Here is a 26660-nt window from a genome sequence, read left to right as displayed (position 1 = left end):
CATTAAAAAACGTTTGAAAGTAACTTATAGATCAATCGAAAAATAGCTGTTCCCGCGATCGCACCCAAAGCACCCAACCATCCCACAAACAACACGCCCGTGATCGGAGCACCAGGATAAATCATATTTGCCACCGATCGCAAAGCCGGGAAAAACACCAGTAAAGCCAGAGTACCAGCGCCAATCACGAACATCTCAGTTTGTTCGATCGCCCTGCGGTACTGCCCGTAAATCAAACCCGCCACAATCATCCCCAACAATCCGATCCTCAAGCCAGGAGAGGGCAGCAAACTCGTCAGGACGATCGCCAGCAACCCCCCCTCAAAACCCGTAAACGCCGCCCCCGACAAAACCTCCCAAATCGAAAAAGTCCTTCTCTGCGAAGGTTGCAGCCCTCCAGGAGGTGTTGCAGGAACCCGTACAGGAGGCGGCATAGTTGGTTGAAGAGGTATGGGAGGCGGCGCCACCACGACTGTAGGTGGTTGAGAAGGTTGTTGAGGCCGAGACATCAGAGCCGCTTCCACCTCACTCGCAGATTGAAAACGCTGGCTGGGAGCTGATAATAACATTCGATCGAGAACGTGAGCCAAACGCGAACTTACCTGCACCCGCGAATGCCAATTCCACTCATTTCTGTAACTATCAAAAAGCTCCGTCGGCTGCAAACCACTCAGCAAAGTAATACAAGTCACAGCCAAAGCATACAAATCCGTTGCCGGATAAACTTCTTGCCCGCTCATCTGTTCTGGGGGAGCGTAACCCAAAGAATAAATACCAGTCGAAGCTTTTGCACTCCCAACACTTTGTGTTACTTGTTTAACAGCCCCAAAATCTAATAAATAAAGCCGACCGTTTTTACCCCGCATAATATTAGCAGGTTTAATATCCCGGTGAATCGAACCGCGAGAGTGCACAAAATCGAGAACCTTCAAAATTTCCCGCATCACCTCCACCGTTTCCACCTCCGAAAACCTGCCTTTAACAGTTAGTTCATCCTCCAAATTTTGACCGTCTATAAATTCTTGAACCAGATAGAAAAACTGATCGTTTTTTCCCGGCTGCAAACTCGTAATAGTAAGCTCAAAAAAAGCCAGCAAACTCGGAATTTGGGAATGTTCGTTTCCCAGTTCTTCCAGCACAGCCGCTTCCCGTTCAAACAGAGTTTGAGCGATTTTTAGCTGGGGCGGAGTCAGACTTACCGAGGGCTGCAAAAGTTTAGCAACGCACTGCCGCATCGCCGGAGTATAGCGGTCTCTGGCCAAAAATGCCGCCCCAAAACCCCCTTGACCCAACAACCTGACGGGCAAATAGCGCCCGCCCAAAATTAGGGGCATCCCGCAAGTCGTGCAAAACTTTTGCTGCACGGTTTTCAGCAGCGAACTGTCATCGAGGTCGGGAAAATAGTTTTGAGGGCGCGGGCAGCCCGGTCGGGTGCAGTAAACTTCCATTTTTGTTTGCTCAGAAGAAGGAAGAGGAAAGAAGGAAGAAGGAAGAGGGAAGAAGGAAAAGGGAAGAACGAAGAAAAAGTGATGGTTAAATCAGATTTCGATTTCTCAACTAACCGCGAACTGCTAACTGCCAGCGACCTAAGAGATTAACTTCCCGCCGAGTTGGGAGTTCCTATTTCTATGAATCCCAAATCGATCGCTGGGGGTTCTTTCTTCTCCAGGATGGTCGAATAAGTAGCAAACTGCGGCAAAATTTCATTGCTGAAAGCCTCTGCTGCTTTAGAACGGTAGCGGTTGGGGTTGTAAATCAACGACAAAATGCGAGTTACCAAAACTTCGTCCATTTGAGATTTGTGCAAGACGCCCATGAGCAACTCTTTTTCGATCGCCGAAACCGAGACAAAAGCAGCTCCCAGCCCCGACTGAACGGCATTTTTAATGGCTTCGATCGAATTTAGTTCCATCTCTATTTTCAAGCGGCGCGTGTCAATGCCGCAGCGAGTCAGTACCTGATCGATTACTTTGCGGATCGTAGACTGCGAATCGAGCGATATAAACTGCAATTTGTAAAGGTCTTCTTTTTGGATAGTTTCTTGTTGTACCATCGGGTGAGACGGAGGGAGAATCAGAGCCAGTTCGTCCTCAGCGTAAGGAACAATTTCTAAAGCTTCTACAAGTTCGGTAGGAATTTCTCCGCCAACAATTGCCAAATCGATTTGCCCGTTTGCCACACTCCACGCCGTGCGGCGGGTCGAGTGAACGTGAAGCTGTACTGCTACATCCGGGTACTTTTGGCGAAACATCCCAATCATCCGGGGCAACAAATAGGTTCCTGTTGTTTGAGAAGCGCCGACAATCAAAGTACCGCCTTGGAGATTTTGCAAGTCTTCCAGAGCTCGACAAGTTTCCTGGCAAAGGGATAAAATTTTCTCGCCGTAACTCAGCAGCAGGTGTCCGGCTTCGGTAAGTTGCGCCCGCCGCCCCCCCCGGTCAAACAGCGGCACGTCCAACTGTCTCTCTAAGTTTTGCACCTGCAAGCTAACTGCTGGCTGGGATACATAGAGGCTGTCCGCGGCGCGTTTGAAGCTTCCTTCAGAGGCGATCGCCTTGAGAATGCGTAACTGGTCTAAAGTGAAAGGAAGGTCAGACATATATCTAAATTGTCAGTTGTCAGTTGTCAGTTGTCAGTTGACGGTTGACGGTTGACTGTAGGCAGCGAACAGCAAACAGCGAACAGTCAACAGCGAACAGTCAACAGCGAACAGCGAACAGTCAACAGTCAACAGCGAACAGTGAACAGTTAACTGACTGATAACCGCTGAATGCTCCCATAGATACTTTGTGACACAAATTGGCCGAGAATCAATAACTTTTCTTAATATTTGCAATGACGATCGACTTGGCGCTCGACTCCCACTTAGTTATTCTGGGCCTGTTACTGGTTTTTGCGATCGCCCACAGCGGTTTAGCAGCCCTCCGGCCCAAAGGTGAAAAGCTGATCGGGCCGAGACTTTACCGGGTTTTGTTTGCCCTTGTCAGTTTGCCGCTAGCCGTCATTCTGATTGTCTACTTTTTCAACCACCGCTACGACGGCGTGCAGCTTTGGCAAGTACAGGGATTACCCGGAGTTAAACCCGCAGTTTGGATACTTTCGGCAATTTCCTTTCTGTTTCTGTACCCAGCAACTTTCAACCTCCTAGAAATTGCCGCCGTCCAAAAGCCCCAAGTTCACCTCTACGAAACTGGCATTATTCGCATCACCCGTCACCCGCAAATGGTGGGACAGGTGATTTGGTGTGTGGCCCACACCCTGTGGATTGGCACTAGCTTTACCCTCGTCACTTCCATCGGTTTGGTACTTCACCACCTCTTCGGAGTGTGGCACGGCGACAGACGACTTCAGGCTCGTTTTGGAGAATCCTTTGAAACCATCAAATCTAGAACCTCAATCATGCCTTTTTTGGCAATCCTCCAAAAGCGTCAAACCCTTGATTTGCTTGAATTTCTGCGCCCTTCCTATCTAGGTGTAGTCATTTTTACGGGCCTGCTGTGGGAAATTCATCCTTTTTTGATGCGTGTCACTAGGAACATATACTGGTAGCATGATCCCTAGGATAGAAAAAAAATTATTAAATTTTGAGGGCTCATGGTGTTGTCGGTTAGCGAACGCACTTTTGCACAAGAGGTTTTTCAAGCCTCTACCCCCGTTTTAGTTCACTTTTCGGCTCCTTGGTGCGGTTTGTGCCGCGCGATCGACCCCACGCTTAAGACTTTTGAGGCACAGTGGGCAGAAAAAGTCAAGCTCGTAGGGGTGAATGCTGATCAATGTTTCAAGTTGGCCCACACTTATCGGCTGACAACTCTGCCCACGCTGATTTTGTTTGAGGGCGATAAAGTTCGATTTAGATTTGAAGACTACCAAGGACGCGAGGAACTGCGGCGGACTCTGGATTCGTGGATGCTCGCGGCTCACGTAGCTTCCCCATCTCAACGGCTGCAACTTCAGGAAGTAGCCAACAGGTAACGGCTGGAAGCCATTCTGCTTTTAGGTAGAAATCAGAAGCAATTCCTCATTTGTCGATCAATCACCTGAGCGCCAAATCTCGCAGTCCTGAATACAGAAACAGAAACAGTGTTTTTTACAAAAATATATTGTGGAATACCAGGGTATCGGTTAAAAAACCCGGTTTCTTGATTTCTGTCCGTCCAAGACGGTCTCGACTTGTGAATCTATATTTGGGCATAGATTTAAGGCGAACTAGATCGATCGGCTCGATCAGGAAAATAGGGAGTAGTTCTCAAGCGTTGTCGATCGACAACGCTTGAGAATTACAACAAGTATTTCTGCCGGGTCGCGCAGGCGTGTGTCACAATTGTTTACAGTTTTGGCAATATCTAGTAGAAACTTTAAACTACCTATCAGTCATGGAACTGCTTTATCAATATGCTTGGCTGATTCCTGTCCTGCCACTGGCAGGCGCAATGCTAGTAGGTCTCGGCTTAATCACCTTTAACCAGGCAACCAACAAACTCCGACAAGCGAATGCGATATTAATCGTGTCCGCACTCGGAGGGTCAATGGTACTATCCTTCGCATTGCTGTGGAGTCAACTACAGGGCCACGCACCCTACACCCGCAGTATTCAGTGGGCTTCTGCTGGCGACTTCTCGCTGAATATGGGCTATATCATCGACCCGCTGACGGCGGTGATGCTGGCGATCGTCACTACGGTCGCCTTTTTGGTGATGATTTACACCGACGGCTACATGGCTCACGATGACGGGTACGTGCGTTTTTACGCCTACCTCAGCATCTTCAGCGCGTCTATGTTAGGTCTGGTAGTCAGCCCGAACATAGTTCAGATTTACATTTTCTGGGAACTCGTAGGTATGTGTTCGTACCTGCTAGTCGGATTTTGGTACGATCGCAAACCCGCTGCTGACGCTTGCCAAAAAGCTTTTGTCACCAACCGCGTCGGCGACTTCGGCCTACTGCTGGGCATCCTCGGCATTTACTGGGCCACCGGCAGCTTTGAATTTGAGGTGATGGGCGAACGCCTGCACTCCTTAGTCGAATCCGGCGCTCTTTCGGCGACTCTGGCGACAATCTTCGGCGTCCTGATATTTTTGGGGCCAGCCGCCAAATCCGCTCAATTCCCCCTCCACGTCTGGCTGCCAGACGCAATGGAAGGCCCGACACCGATTTCGGCCTTAATCCACGCCGCGACAATGGTAGCCGCCGGCGTCTTCCTGATCGCTCGGATGTACCCAGTGTTTGAAGGGTTGCCGGCAGTCATGAATTTGATCGCCTGTACCGGCTGTTTTACGGCATTTATGGGTGCTTCGATCGCGATTACCCAAAATGACATCAAAAAAGGCTTAGCCTACTCCACCATCTCCCAACTCGGCTACATGGTGATGGCAATGGGCGTCGGCGCTTACAGTGCCGGACTTTTCCACTTGATGACTCACGCTTACTTCAAAGCAATGCTGTTCCTGTGTTCAGGTTCAGTGATTCACGGGATGGAAGCAGTTGTAGGCCACAACCCCGCACTCGCTCAAGATATGCGAGTCATGGGCGGCTTGCGGAAATATATGCCGATTACCGCTTCTTGCTTTTTAATCGGAAATTTGGCAATCTGCGGAATTCCGCCGTTTGCTGGTTTTTGGTCAAAAGACGAAATCCTCGCCAGCGCCTTCGCAGCAAATCCCGCTTTGTGGGCTGTGAGCTGGCTGACGGCCGGGATGACCGCGTTTTATATGTTCCGAATGTATTTCAGCACCTTTGAGGGCGAATTCCGGGGCAATGACAGCGCCATCAAGCGACAACTCCTGCAACCCGGTGTTGTTTTCGGCCCCGGAGCGATGAACGTTAAGGAATTGGCATCAACTGGCGACAGTCACGATGAGCACGACCATTTGCCTCACGAATCTCCTCTGACAATGGCTCTGCCGTTAGTCTTGCTGGCAGTACCTTCTGTGTTTATCGGTTTTCTCGGTACGCCGTTTGCCAATTATTTCGAGCAGTTTGTTCGCGCTCCAGGCGAGTCTCTGGAAGAAGTTTTGGAACACGCTGCTGAGTTCAATTTGACGGAATTTTTGATTATGGGCGGAAGCTCTGTAGGTATTGCTTTGCTGGGCATTACTTTGGCTTCTCTGATGTATTTGAGCCGTAAAATTGACCCAAGTGCGATCGCCCAAAAAATCAAACCGCTTTACGAGTTCTCCCTCAACAAGTGGTATCTCGACGATATCAACGATTTTCTTTTTGTCAAAGGCAGCCGCCGTTTAGCGCGGCAAGTCATGGAAGTTGATTTGCGAGTCGTCGATGGTGTCGTCAACTTAACAGGGTTTCTCACCTTGGTTAGTGGCGAAGGTTTGAAATACTTTGAGAGCGGTCGCGCTCAATTTTATGCCCTGATTGTGTTTGTCGCAGTTCTGGGTTTTGCGATCGTTTCTGGAGTCGGTTAAATCGGTAGGGACACGGGCTTGTCCATTAGTCTCAACAAACAGGTAAAACCGATAGTCCGACAGGGAATGAATTCCCTGTCTCAAAGCTAAAGTCCTCTCAAGAGGACTGAAGAACTCCTTAAAACTCTTATTTTGGAACAGGCATCTTGCCAGTTCAATACTGGCTTTTTTGGAGATATCTATTAGTCCTCTTCAGAGGACTTTCGCTATTAGCCAGGGGTTTCAACCCCTGGCGGACTCGCGGACTTGCAGATGTTCGGCTTAAATTTACACGCTTTGGGCATTGCCGTATCCCCACTAGGAGATATTTGAAGAAATGCTATTAGGTTAATAAATCACTATTGAAAATTAGCAAATAGAAATAAATCTTTCATTAAACTTAACTGTTGCGATCGCATAATTTGTCCAAATAAGAGCAAAAAAATTTGTTCCGTCTAAAGAAAGTATAAAATTTAGGCTAAAATTGGCAAAATGTGTTTAAACCTAATAACTGATGGATCATTTTAAAACGCAATGGATACAGCTAACTTTCCCTGGTTAACAACAACAATTCTGTTTCCCATTGCTGCGTCCTTGCTGATTCCTTTAATTCCCGATAAGGATGGCAAGACGGTGCGGTGGTATGCCCTAATTGTGGGTTTGATCGATTTTGCCCTACTTGTTTACGCTTTTTACACTCAGTACGACTTCAGCAATCCAGATTTGCAACTGGTAGAAAGTTATACTTGGGTGCAGCAACTGGATTTGAATTGGTCTGTGGGTGCTGACGGTTTATCGATGCCGCTGATTTTGCTGACTGGTTTTATTACTACGCTGGCTACTTTAGCAGCTTGGCCGGTCACATTTAAACCGAAGCTATTTTACTTTTTGATGCTGACAATGTACGGCGGCCAAATCGCAGTTTTTGCCGTACAGGATATGTTGCTGTTTTTCCTAGTTTGGGAACTGGAATTAGTCCCGATTTACCTGATTTTGTCAATCTGGGGCGGCAAGAAGCGCCTCTATGCAGCAACTAAGTTTATCCTATACACCGCAGGCGGTTCGCTGTTTATTTTGCTGGGCGCGCTGACGATGGCGTTTTACGGCGATACGGTGACTTTCGATATGCGGGCGATCGCAGCTAAAGATTACGCCCCCACTGTAGAATTGCTCCTGTATACAGGTTTCTTAATAGCTTACGGCGTCAAATTGCCAATTTTTCCGCTGCACACTTGGCTCCCTGACGCTCACGGCGAAGCAACCGCACCCGCCCACATGTTGCTAGCAGGAATTCTGCTAAAAATGGGCGGCTATGCTTTACTGCGGATGAATGCGGGAATGCTCCCGGATGCTCACGCTGTCTTCGCACCCATCTTGGTAATTTTGGGTGTGGTTAACATTGTTTACGCCGCTTTAACTTCTTTTGCTCAGCGCAATTTGAAGCGAAAAATTGCTTATTCTTCGATTTCGCACATGGGGTTTGTGCTGATTGGGATAGCTTCGTTTACCGATTTGGGAATTAGCGGTGCAATGCTGCAAATGGTTTCCCACGGTTTAATTGGGGCGAGTTTGTTCTTTATGGTGGGTTGCACTTACGATCGCACTCACACGCTCATGCTGGACGAAATGGGCGGTGTAGGACAGAAAATGCGTAAGGTTTTTGCGATGTGGACTGCTTGTTCTATGGCTTCTTTGGCTTTGCCGGGAATGAGCGGTTTTGTAGCAGAATTGATGGTGTTTGTAGGTTTTGCAACCAGCGATGCTTACAATCCTGTGTTTAAGGTTTGTGTGGTATTTCTAGCTGCTGTCGGGGTGATTTTGACTCCGATTTATCTGCTGTCGATGCTGCGCGAAATTTTCTACGGGCCTGAGAATAAGGAATTGTCGGATCACGAAGAATTGGTGGATGCGGAACCGCGAGAAGTGTTTATTATTGCTGCTCTGTTGGTGCCGATTATTGGCATTGGTTTGTATCCTAAGATGCTGACTCAGGTTTATGATGCGACTACTGTACAGTTGACTGCAAAGTTGCGCGATTCTGTACCTTCGTTGGTTGCTAAGGCTGCTGCGGATAAAACTCTGTCTCTGCGTGCTCCGGCGATCGAGCCGAGTAAGTTGTGATTTGAACTGGATTTAGGAAGAAAACCCCCAAACCCTTTTATTAAAAGGGTTTGGGGGTTTTCTATTTTTTTTCGCTCAACTTTCTAGGATTCTTGTGGCTTCAGATAAAGCAGTTTGCGGTAATTGATACCCAGAAAGATACAATGTATGTGTCTAAATATCCTGATGTCTACGCATACCAGTACACAGAAATTCCAAAAATTGTCAGAGCTTCCATGAATCGTCTCAATGAAAACAAGTTTTTGATGGCATAGGAGTGCATCCAAGCGTTGCAGCTTTTACTCAGCTCCTACAACAAATTAAGTGGTTTGAACCTTTACAAAACATGAAATACGTCGTCTATCGCTACGCTATCTCACTATGGGTTGTAACTTTTTATCGCACTTCTCGTGCTTATCGAGTTTCTGGTAAGAGAGAAGCCATATTAAGAGGTCTACCGTATTCATTTGTATCACTACTCTTAGGTTGCTGGGGTATTCCGTGGGGGCCTATTCGCACAATAGAATCTCTCATGGTTAATTTCGGTGGTGGAGAAACCGTCATTGAGCAAACAAATGCTTTGGGTACTTATCCTAATCTAGAGCGCATTAAAGCATCAATAAAAGCCCTGTATAAACATTTTTCTAGTCAGAATATCCACTCCTTCTCAAACAATATTTCTCCCGATACAATCTCGATAATTTCTGGACAAGACCCCGTTATTACTGCTCATCGTTTAGCAAGCATGATTGTACGTCACCTAAAGCTTCCCGATGGTTCGATCCTAGTTAATTACAGAACAAGCTTGGAACACCCCGGACAAGTGGAATTAACACTAGAAGATGAGTATTTGGTAGAGCTAAATGCGCGATATAAGGAAAACCAACGCGATATCGCAGCGATTCTGGCACATGAAATTACACACGTCTTGTTATACCGTGCTAGATTGTTCTTCCCAAATACATATGACAACGAAATTCTGACGGATACAGCTTCTGTTTATTTAGGTGTTGGATGGCTCGGCTTGAATGCTTACCGACTCACAGAAACCAAGCAAATTAATAGTTCAGGACAAGGATATATTCGGTATCAAGAAGAACGGTTAGGATATCTCACGCCAGAAGAATTTGGATATGTGCTTGGGAAGCGAGCGATTAATTTTAAGGAAAGCATGAAGGGCTTTCTTACAAGCTCTGCTGCTAAAGAAGCTTTCCAGAGGGGTTTTAAAAGAGCAAAACTAGAATATCGACAGCCGCCGCTTAAAAATTGTGGATTGATCAAGCGTACTCTTTATCGATGGAATTTAAGACGTATTGTTAGTGCGAGTGTAGAGGGAAATATAAAGGGTTTATGGCATTCATTTGATGGATATCAATTTGATGTATCAGATGGGATAAAAGTGGTTTTTGAATGTCCAGTCTGCAGTCAAAAACTGCGGCTTCCTGTTAATAAAAAAAATATTTTGGCTCAGTGTAGTATTTGTCAATCATCATTTAAGTGTGAAACTTGACTCTCAGGCTACGGTGTAAGTCAATGTCGGCATTCTGACAACATCCGTTAACTCGCGATCGCGATCGCAAAACCCAATACTTCAAAATTACCATTTGGTCGATCGCCCTTAAATTCGGTATGTTAGCGAAGCCCTCCAAGAGGATCGCTCCGTGAGTTTCTAGCCTTATTGTTCGATGGATAGTGTGATATTGGTTTGGGCTATCGAAGTCTTAGACCGCAACTACAGTATAATGAATCGTTATGCCGTGTGAGTTGTCTTTTGAGGCATAGTTGTAAGGTTACTGGTGGGTAACGAAGATTTATGAGCGATTCAGAAGCATTTTCACCCAACTACATTACTGCACGAGAGCGATTTCGATCAGCATCTTCATCTTTGGGTTATCAGCAGACAGCCTATCCAATTGATCAGGTTAGTCCAACTGGTGAAGAATTAACTATTGATGTGGCTATCGGTGGTTCTTCCAACCCACGACGATGTGTAGTCATTTCTAGTGGCTTGCATGGAGTAGAAGGCTTTTTGGGTTCGGCAATCCAACTTACCTTGTTAGAAAAGCACCAACTTCTCACATCGTTGTCACCTGATATTAAAGTTGTACTTATTCATGCTCTGAATCCTTATGGTTTTGCATGGCGACGACGTTGGAATGAAAATAACATAGACTTAAACCGTAACTTTTTATTGTCTGAAGAAGTTTTTGATGGCAGCCCAAAGGATTATCCTAAATTCAATTACTTTCTCAATCCAACTTCACCTCCATCACGCTTTGAACCTTATATTATTCAAGCTATATGGCTAATATTGAGATATGGAATGACCAGTTTGAGAAACACTTTTCCTGTAGGGCAATACGATTTTCCAAAGGGACTTTTTTTTGGTGGTCATGCTGCATCCAAAACTCAAGAGATTCTAGCTAGCAATTTGCCCCAATGGATTGCTAATGCTTCAGAGGTACTGCATATTGATTTCCACACAGGTTTAGGGCGATCGGGAACTTATAAGCTTTTGCTTGACGCATCTGCAACATCAGAATCTTGTTCAAGACTAGCTCAACGATTTGGAGCAGAAACAATAGAACCGAACAGTACAGAAGGTGTGTCATATCCAATTCGCGGTGGATTAAAAACTTGGTGCCAAGCTCTTCTACCAGATTGTCGCTATGATTTACTAACCGCAGAATTTGGCACTTACTCAACGATTCAAGTCTTGAAGGCATTGCGGGCGGAGAATCGTGCTTACTGGTGGGGTAAGTCAGACCAGAGCTATGAATGGACAAAAGACCAGTTGGTAGAAATGTTTGCACCCAGATCTCGCAAGTGGCGAGAACAATGCTTAACTCAAGGACTCGATCTTTGTAAACGAGCCTTGATTGACTGAAGGAGTTGCGACGGTAAGCGATCGCCCTACTCAATACTTCAAAATTACCATTTGGTCGATCGCTCTTCAATTCGGTGCGTTAGCGAAGCCCTCGAAGAGGATCGCTATCGGTGTTTCTAGCGTTAAGTTTATTGATGGGTGTTCTGCATCAAGTTAGATGGAGACATTTTTACACTTGGCAAATTATATTTGGTTGCCGAAAGCTGTGCAACCATTTCTGCACGAGACGAAACCTCAAGCTTGCGAAACATTCGCTTCAACGCTTGCTTCACCGAATTCTCAGTAATCCAAAGTTCCCTCCCGATTCCTGCGTTGGTTCGCCCCAAAGCAACCAATTCGGCAATTTGCAATTCACGAGGCGTTAGGCGTGAGGTCTTCAAAGGTTGGTGCTGCGATTCCCTACAGGATAGCTTCGCCGCGCGTACTGTTGCAGCCCAAACCGACAAATGCAAACAGATCGCACTCAAATCGGCTAGATTTTCTGTATCGAAAGCGGGCATTGACCGATCGCGCGTACAACCTACTGCACCCACTAATTGACCGCGACTCACAATCGGCCCCGCCATCACGTGCCAATGATCGGGACGGGGACAAATCATTGTCCAAACCTTGGGAGATGCCACCAATGCTTCATGGACGGGGGCGTGACGATCCACTAGATAACGCACAACAGGATTATGTTCGATCGATAGCCCAACTTTCAGTATTTTCTGAAGATTACTATCTACCAAGGGCAGTTGATCGAAGAAAAAGATTCCCGATCGTTTAGCTGCAAAATACTCACCGATTTTGGGTACGACTTGCGATCGCAAATCTTGTTCGTCCTTTACCTGGTCGATCGCTTCAAATAAAAGCTGCAAGGGACTTTTCATGGTCATGCTCTCCAAAAGAGTACCCGATCGAGGTCTAGAAGCATTGCAATACTCGAATTATATTAGCCTTGTAATCTCAAAAGCAACTTGACATGACAACAAGTTTGGAAACCGATCGCGATCGCACTCCCACACCTTGGATACCGATCGGCTTTTATGTGACTTCAATCATCTTTAATCTCTGCTTGATTGCTCAGTTATTAACGGTTGGAATTGCCTACTTCAATAATCCTGCCTGGTGGAATATTCATGTTTGGCTAGTGCGAGGGTACAGTGGGCTGTCATTAGTATTACTGGGATGGTCGTTTATCGCCCCATTCTCACGCAGAATACGACATCTCGCCGCCAGTTTGCCAATCCTGCTTGCGCTACAATTTTCCAGCATTCATCTTAAAAGTCCTCTTAACCTAGAGATACTGCATCCTCTAATTGGATTTACGTTACTCTATGTTTCTTCAAGCCTTGTACATCGCATATCGCGCACTTTATCGCCCAGCAACTATCAGAACAATCAAATTTGATATCCATTCCGGTTACACCGGAATGATGTTGACGGTTGACGGTTGACTGTTCACGGCGTCAACCGTCAACCGTCAACAGAGAACTCGAATTTACTATTCCGATGCTAACGGATTTGATATGAGAGGTAGAAATGACCCAAGATACAATCTTCAGCCCCTTCTTTGCAACAGTGTTTCTCACATTCATCGTCTGGGTGTATATGTACATCCGCCGTATCAGTTTTATCACCAGTAGAAAGCTCACCCCGAAAGAACTTGCTGTACCGGGCGCACTGGCTCAAATTTCGCCACCAAGCGTATCCAATCCATCGGATAACCTAAAAAACCTGTTCGAGATTCCGGTACTTTTCTATGCGCTTGTCCTATACCTGTTCATCACAAAGCAGGTGGATACAGTGTATGTGAACGCCGCGTGGGTATTCGTTGTGTTTCGTACATTGCATAGTGCTGTTCATTGCACATTCAATCTCATCATACTTCGGTTCTACCTCTACTTATTTGCCACGCTCGCGGTGTGGTTCATCGCGATCCGCGCAGCACTTATTCACTTTGGCACAATCAATTAACTTCGCTCAAATGAGCTAGAAGTTATCAACAGTCGCCGAACAATGAGCGTGCAGCGAAAAGCCGGCCCTGTTTCTGCCTGTGTGTTTGGGGTCTTGCGGGGCGGTCTGCAACTGAACCGAGTCGTTAGGTCGCGATCGCCATACCCAATACAAAAATACCAGTAGAGCGATCGCCCTTCAATTCATGCTCGATCGCTCTCTTAGTTTCTAGCCTGATTATTTTGCGAAGAGTCCGAACTCGATCGAGGGTGATCGCGATCTTGGACGGAATTTTCCCCTGTGAATGAACCGTGGATTGCAGCAGCCCAGAAACCGCCACACCAACGAACCCCTCAACTCCCGGAAGCGATTCGCATCGCAATATCGGCGTTGTGTAGAAGTTCTAACCACATTTGCCAGCAGATGAATTCCTGGATTCTTATGTGCGGGAATTAGCGGCGATTTCTTGATTTGGGTTGGATTTGGTAATAAATTATAAGCGAAGATAATAGTTCTATTTTACATTTGTTTTGGGCGTTTTTTCAGGTAATGACATCCCGAAAAGTTCTTGCTATCATCAACGGACAAGAGCGTTGAGGCTGCATAGATGACTGGCAAAGCTCAGACTGGGACTAGACAATTATTGCGTAGGTGTTGGTTGACCTTAACTTCATGGCGATCGCTCAGTGTCCTCTGCGTTTTGACACTGGCGGTTAGCCTGATTGTAAATGCTTGTAGCCTTGCACCACAGCAACTAGCTCCCCTGCGCGTGGGAATCGTCAGTTGGGCAGGATTTGATATTGCACTTTATGCTCAGGAAGCAGGCTTATTCAAAAAGCACGGATTGAACGTGCAACTCATTCGATTTGAGAATAATCAAGATTCAACTCGCGCCATGTTGCGCGGTAATCTCGATGCTAACTTCGCTTCTTTGTGGGATGTGGTGCAGTCTGATTCGGGGAGTGACAAGCCTGCGGTGCTGATGGTAACAAATATTTCTCATGGGGCTGATGGTATTGTTGCTCAACCTGCAATCAAGTCAGTGGCAAACCTTCGCGGTAAAAGAGTCGGAGCGAAACTGGGAACAGTAAATCATCTGATTTTATTGGAAGCCCTCAAGTTGCACCAGATTAAACCCGAAGAGGTCAAGATTGAAGATATTTCCAACGAAACAGCGGTTGATTTGATGCGGGAGGGACGTTTAGATGCGGCCGTGCTCTGGCAACCGCTTCTAGGGGAAACTGCCCAAGCAATCAAGGGTAATATTATTTTTACCACTCAGGAAGTTGATAGTTTAGTTATTGATACCTTGGTTTCTCGGTCAACTCTTACTGGCACGAATAAAGCTGAATTAAAGCAATTTATTATGGCTTGGTTTGATGTTATGAGTGCGGTGGAAACAAAGCCCCAGGAAGTGTTTCAAAAGGTTGGTAAAAACCTGGGACAGAAGGGTGAGGCCTTTGCTAAAGATTACGCTGGTCTGAAAAAGGGTGACATTGCCATGCAGCAGAAGATGTTGCTGTCTGGTAGGTTGCCAGAGGCGATCGCTCAAATGGCTGAACTATTAAAATCTGACCCCCGTGCCGGACGGATGCCACGTCAGGATGTGGAGATTAACACTGAGATCGTAACTACAGCAATCAATGAATGGAAATTATGACGAAATTCCTGCATCCCCATAGCTTGTCACAGCGCTTGCTGGTTAGCGTTGGGTTGTCGATTACCACAGTTGGACTGGCAACTTTGGGACTTAACTATCGGCTGATGCAGTCTGACTTAGAAACGCAAGTTCATAACCGGGCTCAATCAATTACACAATCTCTGGAGTTTTCTACAGAAGGCTTACTAGAGTTGGAGAATAAAAGCATTCTGCGACGGGTTGTGCAAAATTTTGCCACGATGCCCGGTGTGCTGGAAATTGCGATCGTTAATCCATCTGGAATGGCGATCGCCCGCAGTCCTCAGAATACGACTAATGGGCCATACACTTCGATCTATCCACAACTCGCGATCGCGATCGATCGGGCGGCAACCACAGGCATTGAAGTCAGGCAAGATATCGTCGTGGACAATCAGCCTGCGATCGCACAAATTCTGCCTTTTAGCAGTACCTTGTTTGGCGCATCTCAACGGCGAGGAGTGGCGATCGCGCTACTCGATCTCAACCAAATGAAGCAAGCTGCCGACAGAACCTTCATTACCTCAACTTTGTCATTGCTAGTTGGCATCATCACAATTTTGTTAATCATGGCGATACTCCTTCAGAAGAATGTCTTGCAGCCCTTGCGGGACTTAAACGAAGCAGTTTCTCAAAGTAAAAAAACTGGCATTTTTCCTATGCCAAAGACGATTCCCGCTAACGAAATTCAATTTTTGGCAAGCACATTTGAGGAAGTATTCCGACAATTAGAAATTCACGAGCAACTCACCGCCGAAATAGCTCAACGGAAACAAATAGAAGTCACATTACGCGATAGCGAAGCCAGAGAACGAGACAAATCTCAGCAGCTTGAACAGGCAATCGAGCATTTAAAACTAACGCAAGCCCAACTGATTCAGACGGAAAAAATCTCATCCTTGGGGCAATTAGTTGCAGGACTTGCCCATGAAATCAACAATCCGGTCGGCTTCATTCATGGCAATCTAATTCATGTACAATATTATGCTGACAGTTTATTAAATTTGGTACACCTATATCAAAAGCATTATCCAAACCCAATTGTCGAAATTGAGAAACAAGCAGAAAATATTGACCTAGATTTTTTGAAAGATGATTTACCTAAAATCCTGAACTCAATGAGAATTGGTACCGATCGCATTCGCCAGATTGTGCTGTCACTCCGCAATTTTTCCCGGATGGATGAGTCAGAATTTAAAGAAGTTGATATCCATCAAGGAATTGATAGCACGCTGTTAATTTTGCAACATCGTCTCAAAGCGCGGCACGAACATCCAGAAATTAAAGTCATTCGAGACTATGGTGATTTACCGCTAGTTGAGTGTTATGCCGGACAACTTAATCAAGTATTTATGAATATTTTGGCAAACGCTATTGATGCACTCGAAGAAATAAATACTCAACAGATAGCTTGCGCGATCGAGAAGCACCCATGTTGTATTACAATTTCTACCTCGGTGGTAGATTCGCAATGGGTTAAAATTGCGATCGCCGATAATGGCAATGGAATTCCAGAATCAATTCAAACACAGATATTCAATCCATTTTTTACAACAAAGCCTGTAGGGAAGGGAACCGGAATGGGAATGGCGATTAGTTATCAGATTATTACTGAAAAACATGGTGGGACGCTGAGGTGTTTTTCAACGCCAGAAAAAGGGACGGAATTTGAGATTTGTATTCCTGTTCAGCAGCAGCAGCAGGAGTTGACGGTGGGTAAAATTTTGGTATAATTAATACTTCTACTACTGTAAAATTAAATAGTAAGTTGTCATTTTAGCAAAACATTTATGAAAGTCAAAGTCAAAAATCTTGGTGTTTTAAAGCAAGCCGAATTCACCCTGGGCGACCTAACAATTATTTGTGGTGGCAATAATACTGGTAAAACCTACGCTACTTATGCACTGTTTGGCTTTTTGTTTACTTGGCAACGGATATTTTTGATCGAAATCAAAGACAATAAAATTCAGCAACTTCTTACTGACGGAGTAATTCATCTTGATCTACAAGAATATGTCAAGCAGGTTAAGCAGATTGTTGATATAGCTTGTCATGCTTATACACAGCGATTGCCTCAGATTTTTGCAGCACCGGCTGAACGTTTTAAAAACACACACTTTCAGGTAAGTATAGACATAAAAAATATTAGTTTTGGAGGCAGATTTGAGCGAACAATAGGCTCGGCTAATGCCGAAATATTCTCATTGATCAAAAGTGAAGACAGTACAGAATTAGTTGTCACCCTGCTAGTTGAGAAAGAAAAGGTAAAAATTCCCAACGAGATACTTATATCCACCATTGCTGATGCACTAAAAGACATTATTTTTGCTGAAATTATTCCTCGTCCTTTTATCGCTAGTGCAGAACGAACTGGTACAGCTATTTTTCGCAAAGAGTTGAATTTTGCCCGTAATCGCTTGCTTGACGAAATGGGTCAAGCCAACAATAATATCAATCCAATGAAGCTTTTCTTAAAGGTTTATCAGAATTATGCTCTGCCGATAGAGACAAATGTAGATTTTACCAGACAACTTGAAACCCTTGTTAAAACAACCAGTTTCATTGCTGACAACCATCCCGATGTATTGGCAGATTTTGCTGACATCATCGGTGGTGAGTACACTGTAACCCGAAACGATCAGCTTTATTATGTGCCGCATGGTAAACGGGTTAAGCTTTCTATGGATCAAAGTTCTAGTGCTGTGCGTTCTCTATTAGATATCGGTTTTTACCTGAAACATGAGGCTCAGATGGGCGATTTATTGATGGTAGATGAACCAGAATTGAATCTACATCCTGAAAATCAGCGCCGCGTCGCACGGCTATTTGCCAGACTGGTAAATCTAGGTATTAAAGTGTTTATAACTACCCATAGCGATTACATTATTAAAGAACTGAATACTTTGATTATGCTTAACCATGATCAACCTCATCTGAAGCGAATTGCTGAAGAAGAAGGTTATCGCGAAGTGGAACTGATCTCGGCTGAAAAAATTAAAGTTTATATTGCAGAAGAAGCATCAATCCTTTTAGAAGGGAAGAAAAGAAAAACTCAATGTCAAACCCTGACACCAGCAGATATTGATCCAGAAATGGGTATAGAAGCTCGCAGTTTTGATACAACTATTGAGACTATGAACCGGATTCAGGAAGCGATTGTCTGGGGTAAGGATTAATGTCTGATATTGCTATCCTCAAAGAGATGATTAAAGAAAGTGCTACAGTGCCATTGGTAGAAGATAGCTATGGTAAAAAGCAAGTGACACTCAGAGGATGTTTGAAAAGTTGGTCAGATGGTAAAAAAGCTCTCTCAGTGTAAGCTGCGAATATGTAGTACACAGCACCGAGAGAGCGACATGAGTAAAGCTTACCCCAGCAACCTGACCCGTGCCCAATATGAATTTCTCAGTGACATGATTCCAGAGCCTAAATCGGGTGGTCGTCCTCGTAAAGTCGAGATGTGGGAGATTCTCAACGCGATTTTTTATGTCCTCGTCGAAGGAGTGCGCTGGAGAGCGTTACCCGGAGATTTTCCGGCATGGCAGACGGTGTACACCTATTTTCGCAACTGGCGCCAAGACGGGACATGGTTGAAGCTTCATGACTGTCTACGAGAGTGGACAAGAATCGAGCAGGAGCGTCATCCCAGTCCATCAGAAGCAATCATCGATAGCCAAAGTGTAAAAAGTGCCGCGATGGTGAGTCAAATGGTGGGGTACGATGCAGGCAAAAAAATCAAAGGTCGCAAGCGGTTTATGACAGTAGATACTTTAGGGTTGGTGCTACGGGTGTTGGTCACCGCAGCGAGTGTGCCAGAGCGCGATGGTGGGAAGCAAGTCCTCAAACGGGTCAAACAGATGGGTAACTCCGTTTCCCGATTGCATACCATCTGGGTGGACGGTGGGTTTGACGGTCAGCCGTTCCTGATGTGGGTGATGGACTTTTGCCGTTGGATCGTGCAGGTGGTGCTGCGACCGGAGCAAACTCAAGGCTTCCTCTTGCTCAAAAAACGCTGGGTAGTGGAGCGTTCATTTGGTTGGCTGATGGGGTGTCGGCGCTTGACCAGAGACTATGAGTTACTCCCAGAGACCTCGGAGACGTTTATCTACCTGGCCATGATCCGAATCATGGTGAGGCGGTTGGCATAAAATTTACTCAAAAAAACTTTTCAAACATCCTCTCAGAGAACCCGCTCTCCCCAACTGCTTTGTGACAATTCGTGGAATGCCCAATGACGATCAAGTTATTATCATTAAAGTAGATGATTTTACATCACCTGAAGCGATATTTTGTGGTTCAAAAGGTGAATGCAAACGTGCAGATTTTGTGATAATTGCTGATACTGGTAAGAAAAAAGTTATCCTCTGTATTGAGATGAAGGCAAAAACTACAACAAGCCCAGAATGGAAAATTATTCAGCAACTTAAAGGTGCACAGTGTTTTGTCGCGTATTGTCAGAAAATTGGCAAAGAATTTTGGTCTGCCAAGCAATTCCTTGATGCTTATGTCTATCGATTTGTCACTATCAGAAATATCAATATTCCTAAGAAACCAACACGGGAGGCAATAACTGATAACCATGACTGTCCAGAAAATATGCTGAAAATCAGTTCCCCACATTACCTTCAATTCAATTTTTTGATCGGAGGGAGATAGATAATATCCTGGCCAACATCAAAATCAGTCTTTTGGGACTTAGCTCTTAGTTTTCCAACAACCTGTAACCCTTTACTCCTTTCTCCTTTCAGCCTTAAAAACATCCTCAATAGTTTTCCCGGCAGTTTTCTCCTCCCACCCCATCGCCATCAAAAAACTCTCAGCAGACTGAGTTTCCACCACATCCACCCCCCATTCTCCCGGTTGCAACGCCTCAGCATCGCTACTCAAAGGAGGCGTCTTCTTCAATCCCGCTAAAATCAAAATATCAGGAAAAGAATCATCAGTTTTCCCCTGACTCATCCGCTTATCCACCAAACTTTGAGCACAAAATTCTCCCACTTGAGGCGGAGAAAAAGCATCAGTAGAAAATAAAACTTCTACCATCCAATGACCGTGATTTAATTGACGACACTTAATCTCAGGATATTGACTTAAACCCTCAGCAAATACCAGAGTAAATTCTTCCCTACTTAAAGTGGGAAAAACACCCTCGGGCATATCAAAATTATGAGAAAGCAACATCCGCCCCGTTCCCGATTCAGTCATACTTTTAGTTACTTAATTTGAGAAATTGCCAACTTGATCACACCTTGAACCGCCGCTTCAGACTCCTTTTTCAAAGCAGCTTTTAGCGGTTCAATCGCAGCCCGATCGCCCACTTTCATCAAAGACAAAGCCGCCGCCCTACGAGTTTCCCCATCACCATGATCCAGCAACTCAATCAGATTAGGAATTGCAGGTTTATAAGCCAGATTTCCTAAAGCCGCCGCCGCCTCACAACGCACATCCACATCAACATCCGTCAGAGACTTAACCAAAATCTCGAATAATTCATCCTTTGGTTCTTCCTGTGCAACCTTCGCGATCGCACCCACCACTGCACCGCGCACCACAGGCGAATCAGACGCGATCGCCTGATACAAATACTCCTTCGCCCCCGCCCCAATAAACGCCAACGCCCAAGCCGCATGACCGATCGTACTCTCAGGCAAATCAGTTGACCCTAAAATATCCAACAAAGCCTGCACAGACGGCTCCCCAATCCTCGCCAAAGCCCCAATTGATGAACCCTTAACCACCGTATCCTCATCGTTCAACAAAGCATGAATTAAATGAGGAACCGCAGTCGGATCGGCAATCAAAGTCAGAGTTTTAGCAGCAGCACGCCGCACAACCGGATTAACATGATTTGCCAAACCATCCAACAAAAAAGGAGTCGCCGCTTCCCCAATTTCAGCCAAAGTTTCCGCGAAACGCAGTCGAGTCATCCCCCGCGTATCTCCCAAACATTCAACCAACCGCTTCAACAGATTGGAATCATTAGCATCGAAAGTATCTAAATCTATTTGTTCAGTAACTTCCCGAAGAAAAGCATCTGTTTCAGCGTGAGCCAAGACAATTGGATCTGCCTCCGCTTGAGCATTAGAATTGACCATCATCATCACCTAATTATTAGTAGTTAGAGCCGCCAATTGAGCGCGAAGACTCTCCAGTCCAGCATCAATCTTAGCAAGTTCCGGCTCAATTTTAGCCATCGCCGCCTTCGGAGGTAATTTTGCCTTTTGTGCCGCCGTCATAGTTTCATTAACCAAACGTTCGCGATATTTCTCAAATTCAGCAATTACTTCTGCCACTTCTTCAGCATTAGACCCTGATGAAGTGGCAACAGTTTCCTCATTATCAGATGGATTCAATTCTGCGTTTTCAGACATAGTTTGTTTTTTGAGTTCAATAATTAGTCCGCGTAGGCAAACTTTGTGTGTAGATGCGATTGCAGTCGTTTGGATATTTTTTGTTGATGTCACCCCAATTTCAATCACCGGGATATTTTGACTGTGTGTGTAGATGCGATTGCAAGATACTGGATATTTGTGCTTTAAGGTGACAGCACACCCACCCCAGAAAATCTCAAGCGATTGTGTTCAATCATCTCTTCTAAAGCAGAGTGAGAAACACAACGACGCTCAGAACAGTATGCCATTTGTTTAACCCCATTTACCATCTGCACAGTCATCACCCGTACCCGAAAATGATCGTTAATAAACCAACAGCGTTCCTGTCCTTGATTAGTCTCATATTCCGTCTCAATAGTCAACACCCCATCATCCGCAAAATGGTAAATACCGATGACCGGAATACCTTCAACATAGCCTCGATTTCGCAGAAACTTGCCCGTTCTCGGATTAGTAGGATTAGGCACATCTAAAAGAATAGCAGCATAGTTTTGGTTCGGAACTGTATCATCTAAATTGTCCTGCCACATAAAACTGCATCCCCCACTAACTAAAGCGGGATCGACATTCTGCTGTTGACAAACATCTAAAAGTCTGGGATCATCTATTGACAAAACTTCAACGATGACATTGGACTCTCCCGACTCATCAGCCGCAGCAGTATCAAAATTATGGACTGTTCGCTGAGTAAACCAAACGCCCTCACTCTTGCGAAAGAAATCCATCATAGTCATAGGTGGTGTTAGCAGCATTTCTGTGTCAACTTAGCGAGAGGAATCATAGGGATTGAGACAAATCTCAATGAAAAACGTGGATTTAGGCTGTGACCTGAGCTTAGCGGAACTGGGAATCAGAGCTGATTTTGGTTAAGAAAAATAAACAAACGTCAGTCTGTAATCCTTCAAATTCTAGGATAAATGACACAGGACAATTTTGAGCAACTCGATCAATAAATCTTCAGAAAAATATAATGTCACCTCGTCAACACTCATCTTTCCTCTCCGAACCCCTTTCTGCAACAGAAATCTTGGCAACCATTCAGCAAGGGAAAAGTCTAGCTCAAAGCAACCTCGCGGGAATCAACCTCAGCCAGATGGATTTATTTGGTATTGATTTCAGTGGATCAAACTTGATAGGGGCAAACCTTAGTCAAACCAATCTGCAAGGGGCAAATCTCCAAGGGGTTGATTTACGAAGGGCCAATCTCAGAGATGCCAATTTGAGTGGAGCGAATTTACAAGAAAGCTATCTTTTCCGTGCAGAATTACAGGGCTGTAATTTAATCGATGCCCAGCTACAAGAGGCTAAATTAAAATTGGCTCAATATGATGCTCATACCCTGTGGCCAGAAGGATTCAATTACAAAAATTCAGGAGCAATTGGTCCCCAAGCCAATCTCAGTGGAGCTTTTCTGAATACAGCTTACCTCAGAGGCGCAGATTTACACGGCTGTAATCTGCGAGGTGCTTATCTCAGTGGAGCCGATTTAACTGGGGCCAATTTAGAGGGAGCAGCCTTAAGTGGGGCAAGTCTTCAGAATGCCTTTCTGACTGGTGCTTATTTACGAAATGCTATCTTAATTGGAGTCGAATTACAAGGAGCCGATTTACGAGGGGCTGACTTAACCGGGGCAAATTTAGAGCAATTAAAGAGTATTGCTGGCGCTGATTTTACTCTAGCACAAGGACTCACCCAAGAGATGAAAGCCATGCTTTGTAGTCGCGATCGCAAAGAATTAGGAACTTGGAATGCTTTTACTCGTAACAACACAGCTCAGAGTCTTCGCTCTCAGGTAGGATAAATTTACACGGATTGTTGAACTTCTGGAATGTGGCGTTCTAAATCGAACAGAAAACCGTGAATATATTCCTCAGTCCACTCCTCACCATAGAACCGCGTAAACATCCCTCTAGCCGGATCTTTTGCAGCACGATAATTAATATAACGTCGCTGTGCCTCAAGAATTTCTCCAAGTCTCTGACTATCTGTGACAGGTTGCGCTTGCTCAACCAAATCGAGATAAGCTTGAAGATAATCCTTAAAAGCTTCAAAAACCGTAGTTTGCACAGCCTCTGTTTCCTTGGGACGAGTCCAAAGAAAAGCAGGTGAAAAGAAAGGTTTTGCCTCGTCAGGAAAATCTCCTCCCCAAGGCAACTCCTTTTGATAGTTATTAAAAATCGGCAAAATTGGCTCTGAGTATTGCTTCTGATAAGCAACATCGTGAAAAAGAGGCTGCATATCTAAAGCAATTAAATGTCCCCCCGGCAAAGTTACTAAGTCCGCCCCAAAAAAGGGCAAGTCATAATTTAACTGGGGGAAAATCACAAAATTAAGTACCTGGAGAGCATCACCACCCTCAACATGAGCTGCCCGAATTTGCCGTAATTTTGAGGACTTAAAAGCATGACTTGTCGTCACCACCAACTGCTCTTTTTTCCCCTTCCCAGTTATAGATTCTTTCCGTTCAAAACCTGCGGGAATAGGATATGGCGCCAAGTCAAGTCGTTCTTTTAGAAGTGGGATAGCGTAATCTAAGAAAGGCTGATAAAGAGTCATTTTTAAATTATCTTACCCCCGCTGGAACTGCTAAGGGAACAGCATCTTCAAACAAAAATTCGTACAGAAATCGCTCTGACCATTCATGCCCAAAATAGCTGCCGAATAGCCCTGATGCTGGATCGCGTTCCGCACTATACTGATCGTAATCTTTCTGTGCCTTCACAATCCGCTGCATCTCTTCTGGAGTCTTAAGGGGGGAGGCTTGCTCTAGCATTTGCCAATACAACTGGACATATTCTTGATAGGCTGGAAACAAACGAGTTACAACCGTTTCTGCATCAGTTTTAGCAAATAGCAAGTTCTTGGAAAAATACTGGTTCGCATCGTAAAACTTCATTTCTAAGTCTTGCGTTAAATCTTTGTATTTATCCTTAATTGCGCTCATTGGCCCGATATATTTGTCTATATAGGCTCGATCGCGGAATAAAGGTTGAAAATCCAAGACAACCAAGATTTTCTTCTGTCCAAAGGCTAAAAAATCAATTCCTAGCAAAGGCAAATCGTAATTATAATTCGGATAAATGACACTATTGAAAATTTGTGCCGTTTCTCCAGCATCAATGTAGGTGTAACGAATCTTTCGCAATTCGGGACATTGATAGCACCAACTTTGAATCGTGGCAGGATTTTTGCCTCTTTCACTCACCACCGATTCCAACCCAGAGGGAATGGGACGACTCTCTAGAGCAAAACGTCCAAACAGTTCTTTTTCTAAGAATTCCTGAAACGGCTTAAACATAGATTAAAATCTAGCTCCTTCAATCTTTCCCTCAAAACAAGATCATAAGGGATTACCTTAAATCTTGTCTCTGTTTTTGACAAACAAAGTAATATTTCGTTACAAAAATCTGTTGTGTGCTCAGGATTACCCAGAAAAACCCTGTACCAACCCTCATTAAAGGGCTTTATTTGTAATAAATCTTAACCAACCCGTTCATAATTTTAGTCTATCCTAGTAAATTAAGTGAGTGTAATTTAATAAATATGCAATTAAGTGAAAGAGCCAAGCAATTAATTCCCCAAGCGAGAATTGTCAGTTTTGCCACTTGGAAAAACTTATATTCTGATGAAGTAATTGCCATTTTTCAAGATGCTGACAATCAAAGTCGATATCTCACAGATGAGGATTTAGAACGCATTAAAAACTTTCATCCTCATCTCTCTTTAATGCTAGAAAAAGCCAGATTATTGCGAGAGCAAGCTCCTAATATTGTTGCTGATGCGAGGAAAAAGGTATTAGCGGACTTTCCCGATATCACTGAGCCTGGTAATGACCTTTATCCTCCCGAACGTGCTGAAGCCTGTTGGCGAGATTTTTGGCAGTTCCTACGGTGTATCACCTATGGAATTGCAGGTAACAATCCTCAATTTACTAGCCCAGAAGGGCTCAAAAATATGGAGCTACTGTATCAAGAATTGCGGGTTCCTGTTTCGGCGATGCTTTGTGGACTAGAACAGTTGAAAAAAGTTAGCTTGCAGCATTTTAATTCTGAAGACCGGGATTTATTGAGTCTCTCTTTTGACCCTTTAATCAGTGGGTTAAAAACTTTTAGTCAAGCTTAATCAACTTCCTTACTATTTATTGTCTAAAGCAGATTTTCTAAAGCAGTAGCAACAACTCGATGATTTGAGTCTTGCCTAAGTTGACCTAAAATTTCCTTAGCCTGCGGAGCATCAAAATTCTGCAAAGCAGATGCGACGTGCTGACGCATACGTTCATACTCAGAATTAGCCAGCATTAATAACTGAGAAAGTGCAGCCTGTTCCTGATTAGTTCCGGCTAATGTACCAAGTGCATCCACAGCCGCTTCCTGGGTGGCCATATCTTCGCCAGCTAAGGCTTCCATACAGACCTCAAAGAGTTCGCTTTCGCACTTCATATCAACCAAAACAGCCAGAATACTACGACGAACTAACCAGTGGTCATCCTGAAAAAAAGTCGAGACTAAATGAGATGCAGCACATCGACCAAAAAGCGAAAGAGAATTAGCAGCCTCAGCTCGCACATTCGGCGTATTATCAAATTTCATGATTTGGAGCAATGCGGCGAAGGATTCAGCGGTTTGTTGTGTCCCAAATGCTCTGCTGACAAAGGAACGTACTAAGAACTCCGGGTCATCGAGTTTGCCCTTGAGCAAGGGAACGGCAATCTCTGGTTGATAATCCTTGAGAGCCGCGACTGCCTTGAGTCGATACTGAAAATCAGGATTGTTCAGAGAGGTTTCGATTTCGTGAATATCCATAACTACAACAAAGTATAATTTTTCTTTATTTTAACCAAAAAGTTCCTAATTATGCAAATAACCAAAGATATTTTAATAATTAATAACCTTGGCGGTTGTTATAGCTAAGCTCTTTGATCGAATCGAGTCTGAAAACAGCCGTACTTGAACCAATATTGCCGCAGTTCATGATGAGGTGTATGCAAACTGGCTTTAGCCTGATAGAGAATCACTTGTCGATGATTTCCCATCCAAAGTCGTTTGGCTGGTTCAACAGAAATTAAACACCCTCCTAGACTGTTAACACATTCCTCAAATCGCTCAACTGCTGGATAGTCTAAAGTTTCAAAAACTAGCAATTGACCGCAAAAAATTAGGTGACGACTTCTGATCCAAGCCTGAATTTTTTTACAAGCTATTGGGGGTAGCATTTTTCAGATCCTCAGCTTGAAAACTGAGTGATTTATTTTTATTTTCAAGTGTTAC

At 44.6% G+C, this 26660-nt stretch carries 28 protein-coding genes; 16 read left to right on the top strand and 12 right to left on the bottom strand.

Going from position 1 to position 26660, the window contains the following annotated elements; translation table 11 throughout:
- Window positions 1-2: 2 nt before the first annotated feature.
- Together QUA83_RS09060 and QUA83_RS09055 are read right to left on the bottom strand one after the other, a co-directional pair.
- Window positions 3-1448 (bottom strand): serine/threonine-protein kinase, encoded by a 1446-nt coding sequence (locus QUA83_RS09060; protein ID WP_333292633.1) that lies wholly within the window; start codon window positions 1446-1448, stop codon window positions 3-5.
- Window positions 1449-1594: 146 nt separating this feature from the next.
- The gene (locus QUA83_RS09055) at window positions 1595-2599 is read right to left on the bottom strand and encodes a LysR family transcriptional regulator (RefSeq protein ID WP_333292631.1); all 1005 of its coding nucleotides are present in this window, start codon (window positions 2597-2599) and stop codon (window positions 1595-1597) included.
- Window positions 2600-2835: 236 nt separating this feature from the next.
- Between QUA83_RS09055 and QUA83_RS09050 the strand changes: the two genes are divergently transcribed.
- The 6 genes from QUA83_RS09050 (at window position 2836) to QUA83_RS09025 (ending at window position 11385) form a co-directional block, all read left to right on the top strand.
- Window positions 2836-3549, top strand: a complete 714-nt coding sequence (locus QUA83_RS09050) for an NnrU family protein (RefSeq protein WP_333095535.1) — start codon at window positions 2836-2838, stop codon at window positions 3547-3549.
- 45 nt (window positions 3550-3594) lie between these two features.
- Window positions 3595-3972: a thioredoxin family protein gene (locus tag QUA83_RS09045; protein WP_333292629.1), complete on the top strand. Its 378-nt coding sequence runs from the start codon at window positions 3595-3597 to the stop codon at window positions 3970-3972.
- Window positions 3973-4373: 401 nt separating this feature from the next.
- Window positions 4374-6419, top strand: a complete 2046-nt coding sequence (locus QUA83_RS09040; RefSeq protein WP_333292628.1) for an NAD(P)H-quinone oxidoreductase subunit 5 — start codon at window positions 4374-4376, stop codon at window positions 6417-6419.
- Window positions 6420-6932: 513 nt separating this feature from the next.
- Window positions 6933-8519: an NAD(P)H-quinone oxidoreductase subunit 4 gene (locus QUA83_RS09035; RefSeq protein ID WP_445301765.1), complete on the top strand. Its 1587-nt coding sequence runs from the start codon at window positions 6933-6935 to the stop codon at window positions 8517-8519.
- Between the two features lie 325 nt (window positions 8520-8844).
- A complete protein-coding gene (locus tag QUA83_RS09030) occupies window positions 8845-10008 on the top strand; it encodes a hypothetical protein (protein WP_333292626.1) in 1164 nt (387 codons plus the stop codon).
- Window positions 10009-10311: 303 nt separating this feature from the next.
- Window positions 10312-11385: a M14 family metallopeptidase gene (locus QUA83_RS09025; RefSeq protein WP_333292625.1), complete on the top strand. Its 1074-nt coding sequence runs from the start codon at window positions 10312-10314 to the stop codon at window positions 11383-11385.
- Between the two features lie 128 nt (window positions 11386-11513).
- Here QUA83_RS09025 and QUA83_RS09020 read toward each other — a convergent pair whose 3' ends face one another.
- Window positions 11514-12257, bottom strand: a complete 744-nt coding sequence (locus tag QUA83_RS09020) for a LuxR C-terminal-related transcriptional regulator (RefSeq protein ID WP_333292624.1) — start codon at window positions 12255-12257, stop codon at window positions 11514-11516.
- Window positions 12258-12349: 92 nt separating this feature from the next.
- On the opposite strand from QUA83_RS09020, the gene QUA83_RS09015 reads away from it, so the two are divergent.
- Window positions 12350-12778, top strand: coding sequence for a DUF6220 domain-containing protein (locus tag QUA83_RS09015; protein WP_333292623.1), 429 nt, complete (start codon window positions 12350-12352; stop codon window positions 12776-12778).
- A gap of 131 nt (window positions 12779-12909) precedes the next feature.
- Window positions 12910-13344, top strand: a complete 435-nt coding sequence (locus QUA83_RS09010) for an MAPEG family protein (protein WP_333292622.1) — start codon at window positions 12910-12912, stop codon at window positions 13342-13344.
- 124 nt (window positions 13345-13468) lie between these two features.
- Here the strand turns inward: QUA83_RS09010 and QUA83_RS09005 are convergent, their stop codons facing one another.
- The gene (locus QUA83_RS09005) at window positions 13469-13663 is read right to left on the bottom strand and encodes a hypothetical protein (protein WP_333292621.1); all 195 of its coding nucleotides are present in this window, start codon (window positions 13661-13663) and stop codon (window positions 13469-13471) included.
- 318 nt (window positions 13664-13981) lie between these two features.
- On the opposite strand from QUA83_RS09005, the gene QUA83_RS09000 reads away from it, so the two are divergent.
- The 6 genes from QUA83_RS09000 (at window position 13982) to QUA83_RS08975 (ending at window position 19657) form a co-directional block, all read left to right on the top strand.
- A complete protein-coding gene (locus QUA83_RS09000) occupies window positions 13982-14983 on the top strand; it encodes an ABC transporter substrate-binding protein (RefSeq protein WP_333292620.1) in 1002 nt (333 codons plus the stop codon).
- Window positions 14971-16734, top strand: coding sequence for an ATP-binding protein (locus tag QUA83_RS08995; protein WP_333292618.1), 1764 nt, complete (start codon window positions 14971-14973; stop codon window positions 16732-16734). Before QUA83_RS09000 ends, QUA83_RS08995 begins: the two co-directional genes overlap by 13 nt.
- Before the next feature lie 57 nt (window positions 16735-16791).
- On the top strand, window positions 16792-18177 hold the full coding sequence (locus QUA83_RS08990; protein WP_333292617.1) for an AAA family ATPase: 1386 nt from the start codon (window positions 16792-16794) through the stop codon (window positions 18175-18177).
- Window positions 18177-18320 (top strand): hypothetical protein, encoded by a 144-nt coding sequence (locus QUA83_RS08985; RefSeq protein ID WP_333292616.1) that lies wholly within the window; start codon window positions 18177-18179, stop codon window positions 18318-18320. The genes QUA83_RS08990 and QUA83_RS08985 overlap by 1 nt, the downstream gene beginning before the upstream one ends.
- A gap of 37 nt (window positions 18321-18357) precedes the next feature.
- Entirely contained in the window at window positions 18358-19149 is a 792-nt protein-coding gene (locus QUA83_RS08980; protein WP_333292615.1) for an IS5 family transposase, read from the top strand.
- A 76-nt stretch (window positions 19150-19225) separates the two neighbouring features.
- A complete protein-coding gene (locus tag QUA83_RS08975) occupies window positions 19226-19657 on the top strand; it encodes a hypothetical protein (protein ID WP_333292614.1) in 432 nt (143 codons plus the stop codon).
- 72 nt (window positions 19658-19729) lie between these two features.
- Here QUA83_RS08975 and QUA83_RS08970 read toward each other — a convergent pair whose 3' ends face one another.
- The 4 genes from QUA83_RS08970 to QUA83_RS08955 are packed head-to-tail and all read right to left on the bottom strand — an operon-like array spanning window position 19730 to window position 22145.
- Window positions 19730-20206 (bottom strand): DUF2656 domain-containing protein, encoded by a 477-nt coding sequence (locus QUA83_RS08970; RefSeq protein ID WP_333292613.1) that lies wholly within the window; start codon window positions 20204-20206, stop codon window positions 19730-19732.
- Between the two features lie 8 nt (window positions 20207-20214).
- Window positions 20215-21102, bottom strand: coding sequence for a HEAT repeat domain-containing protein (locus QUA83_RS08965; protein WP_333292612.1), 888 nt, complete (start codon window positions 21100-21102; stop codon window positions 20215-20217).
- Between the two features lie 3 nt (window positions 21103-21105).
- Window positions 21106-21480 carry a hypothetical protein gene (locus QUA83_RS08960; protein ID WP_333292611.1) on the bottom strand — a complete coding sequence of 125 codons (375 nt, stop codon included), beginning with the start codon at window positions 21478-21480 and terminating at the stop codon, window positions 21106-21108.
- Window positions 21481-21536: 56 nt separating this feature from the next.
- Window positions 21537-22145 (bottom strand): phycobiliprotein lyase, encoded by a 609-nt coding sequence (locus tag QUA83_RS08955; protein ID WP_333292610.1) that lies wholly within the window; start codon window positions 22143-22145, stop codon window positions 21537-21539.
- A 218-nt stretch (window positions 22146-22363) separates the two neighbouring features.
- On the opposite strand from QUA83_RS08955, the gene QUA83_RS08950 reads away from it, so the two are divergent.
- Window positions 22364-23194 (top strand): pentapeptide repeat-containing protein, encoded by an 831-nt coding sequence (locus QUA83_RS08950; RefSeq protein ID WP_333292609.1) that lies wholly within the window; start codon window positions 22364-22366, stop codon window positions 23192-23194.
- 2 nt (window positions 23195-23196) lie between these two features.
- Here the strand turns inward: QUA83_RS08950 and QUA83_RS08945 are convergent, their stop codons facing one another.
- Window positions 23197-23949: a phycoerythrobilin:ferredoxin oxidoreductase gene (locus tag QUA83_RS08945; protein WP_333292608.1), complete on the bottom strand. Its 753-nt coding sequence runs from the start codon at window positions 23947-23949 to the stop codon at window positions 23197-23199.
- Window positions 23950-23956: 7 nt separating this feature from the next.
- Entirely contained in the window at window positions 23957-24691 is a 735-nt protein-coding gene (locus tag QUA83_RS08940) for a 15,16-dihydrobiliverdin:ferredoxin oxidoreductase (RefSeq protein ID WP_333292607.1), read from the bottom strand.
- Between the two features lie 245 nt (window positions 24692-24936).
- Here QUA83_RS08940 and QUA83_RS08935 point away from each other — a divergent pair, with 245 nt between their 5' ends.
- Window positions 24937-25515, top strand: a complete 579-nt coding sequence (locus QUA83_RS08935) for a phycobilisome protein (protein ID WP_333292606.1) — start codon at window positions 24937-24939, stop codon at window positions 25513-25515.
- A 23-nt stretch (window positions 25516-25538) separates the two neighbouring features.
- Here the strand turns inward: QUA83_RS08935 and QUA83_RS08930 are convergent, their stop codons facing one another.
- Both QUA83_RS08930 and QUA83_RS08925 read right to left on the bottom strand, forming a co-directional pair.
- Complete coding sequence (locus tag QUA83_RS08930) at window positions 25539-26195, bottom strand: HEAT repeat domain-containing protein (RefSeq protein WP_333234150.1); 657 nt, start codon at window positions 26193-26195, stop codon at window positions 25539-25541.
- A gap of 104 nt (window positions 26196-26299) precedes the next feature.
- On the bottom strand, window positions 26300-26605 hold the full coding sequence (locus QUA83_RS08925; protein ID WP_015174910.1) for a hypothetical protein: 306 nt from the start codon (window positions 26603-26605) through the stop codon (window positions 26300-26302).
- Between the last annotated feature and the right edge of the window lie 55 nt (window positions 26606-26660).

Source organism: Microcoleus sp. K1-B1 (assembly GCF_036704705.1).
GTDB lineage: Bacteria > Cyanobacteriota > Cyanobacteriia > Cyanobacteriales > Microcoleaceae > Microcoleus.
This window is presented reverse-complemented; position numbering and strand designations above follow the sequence as displayed.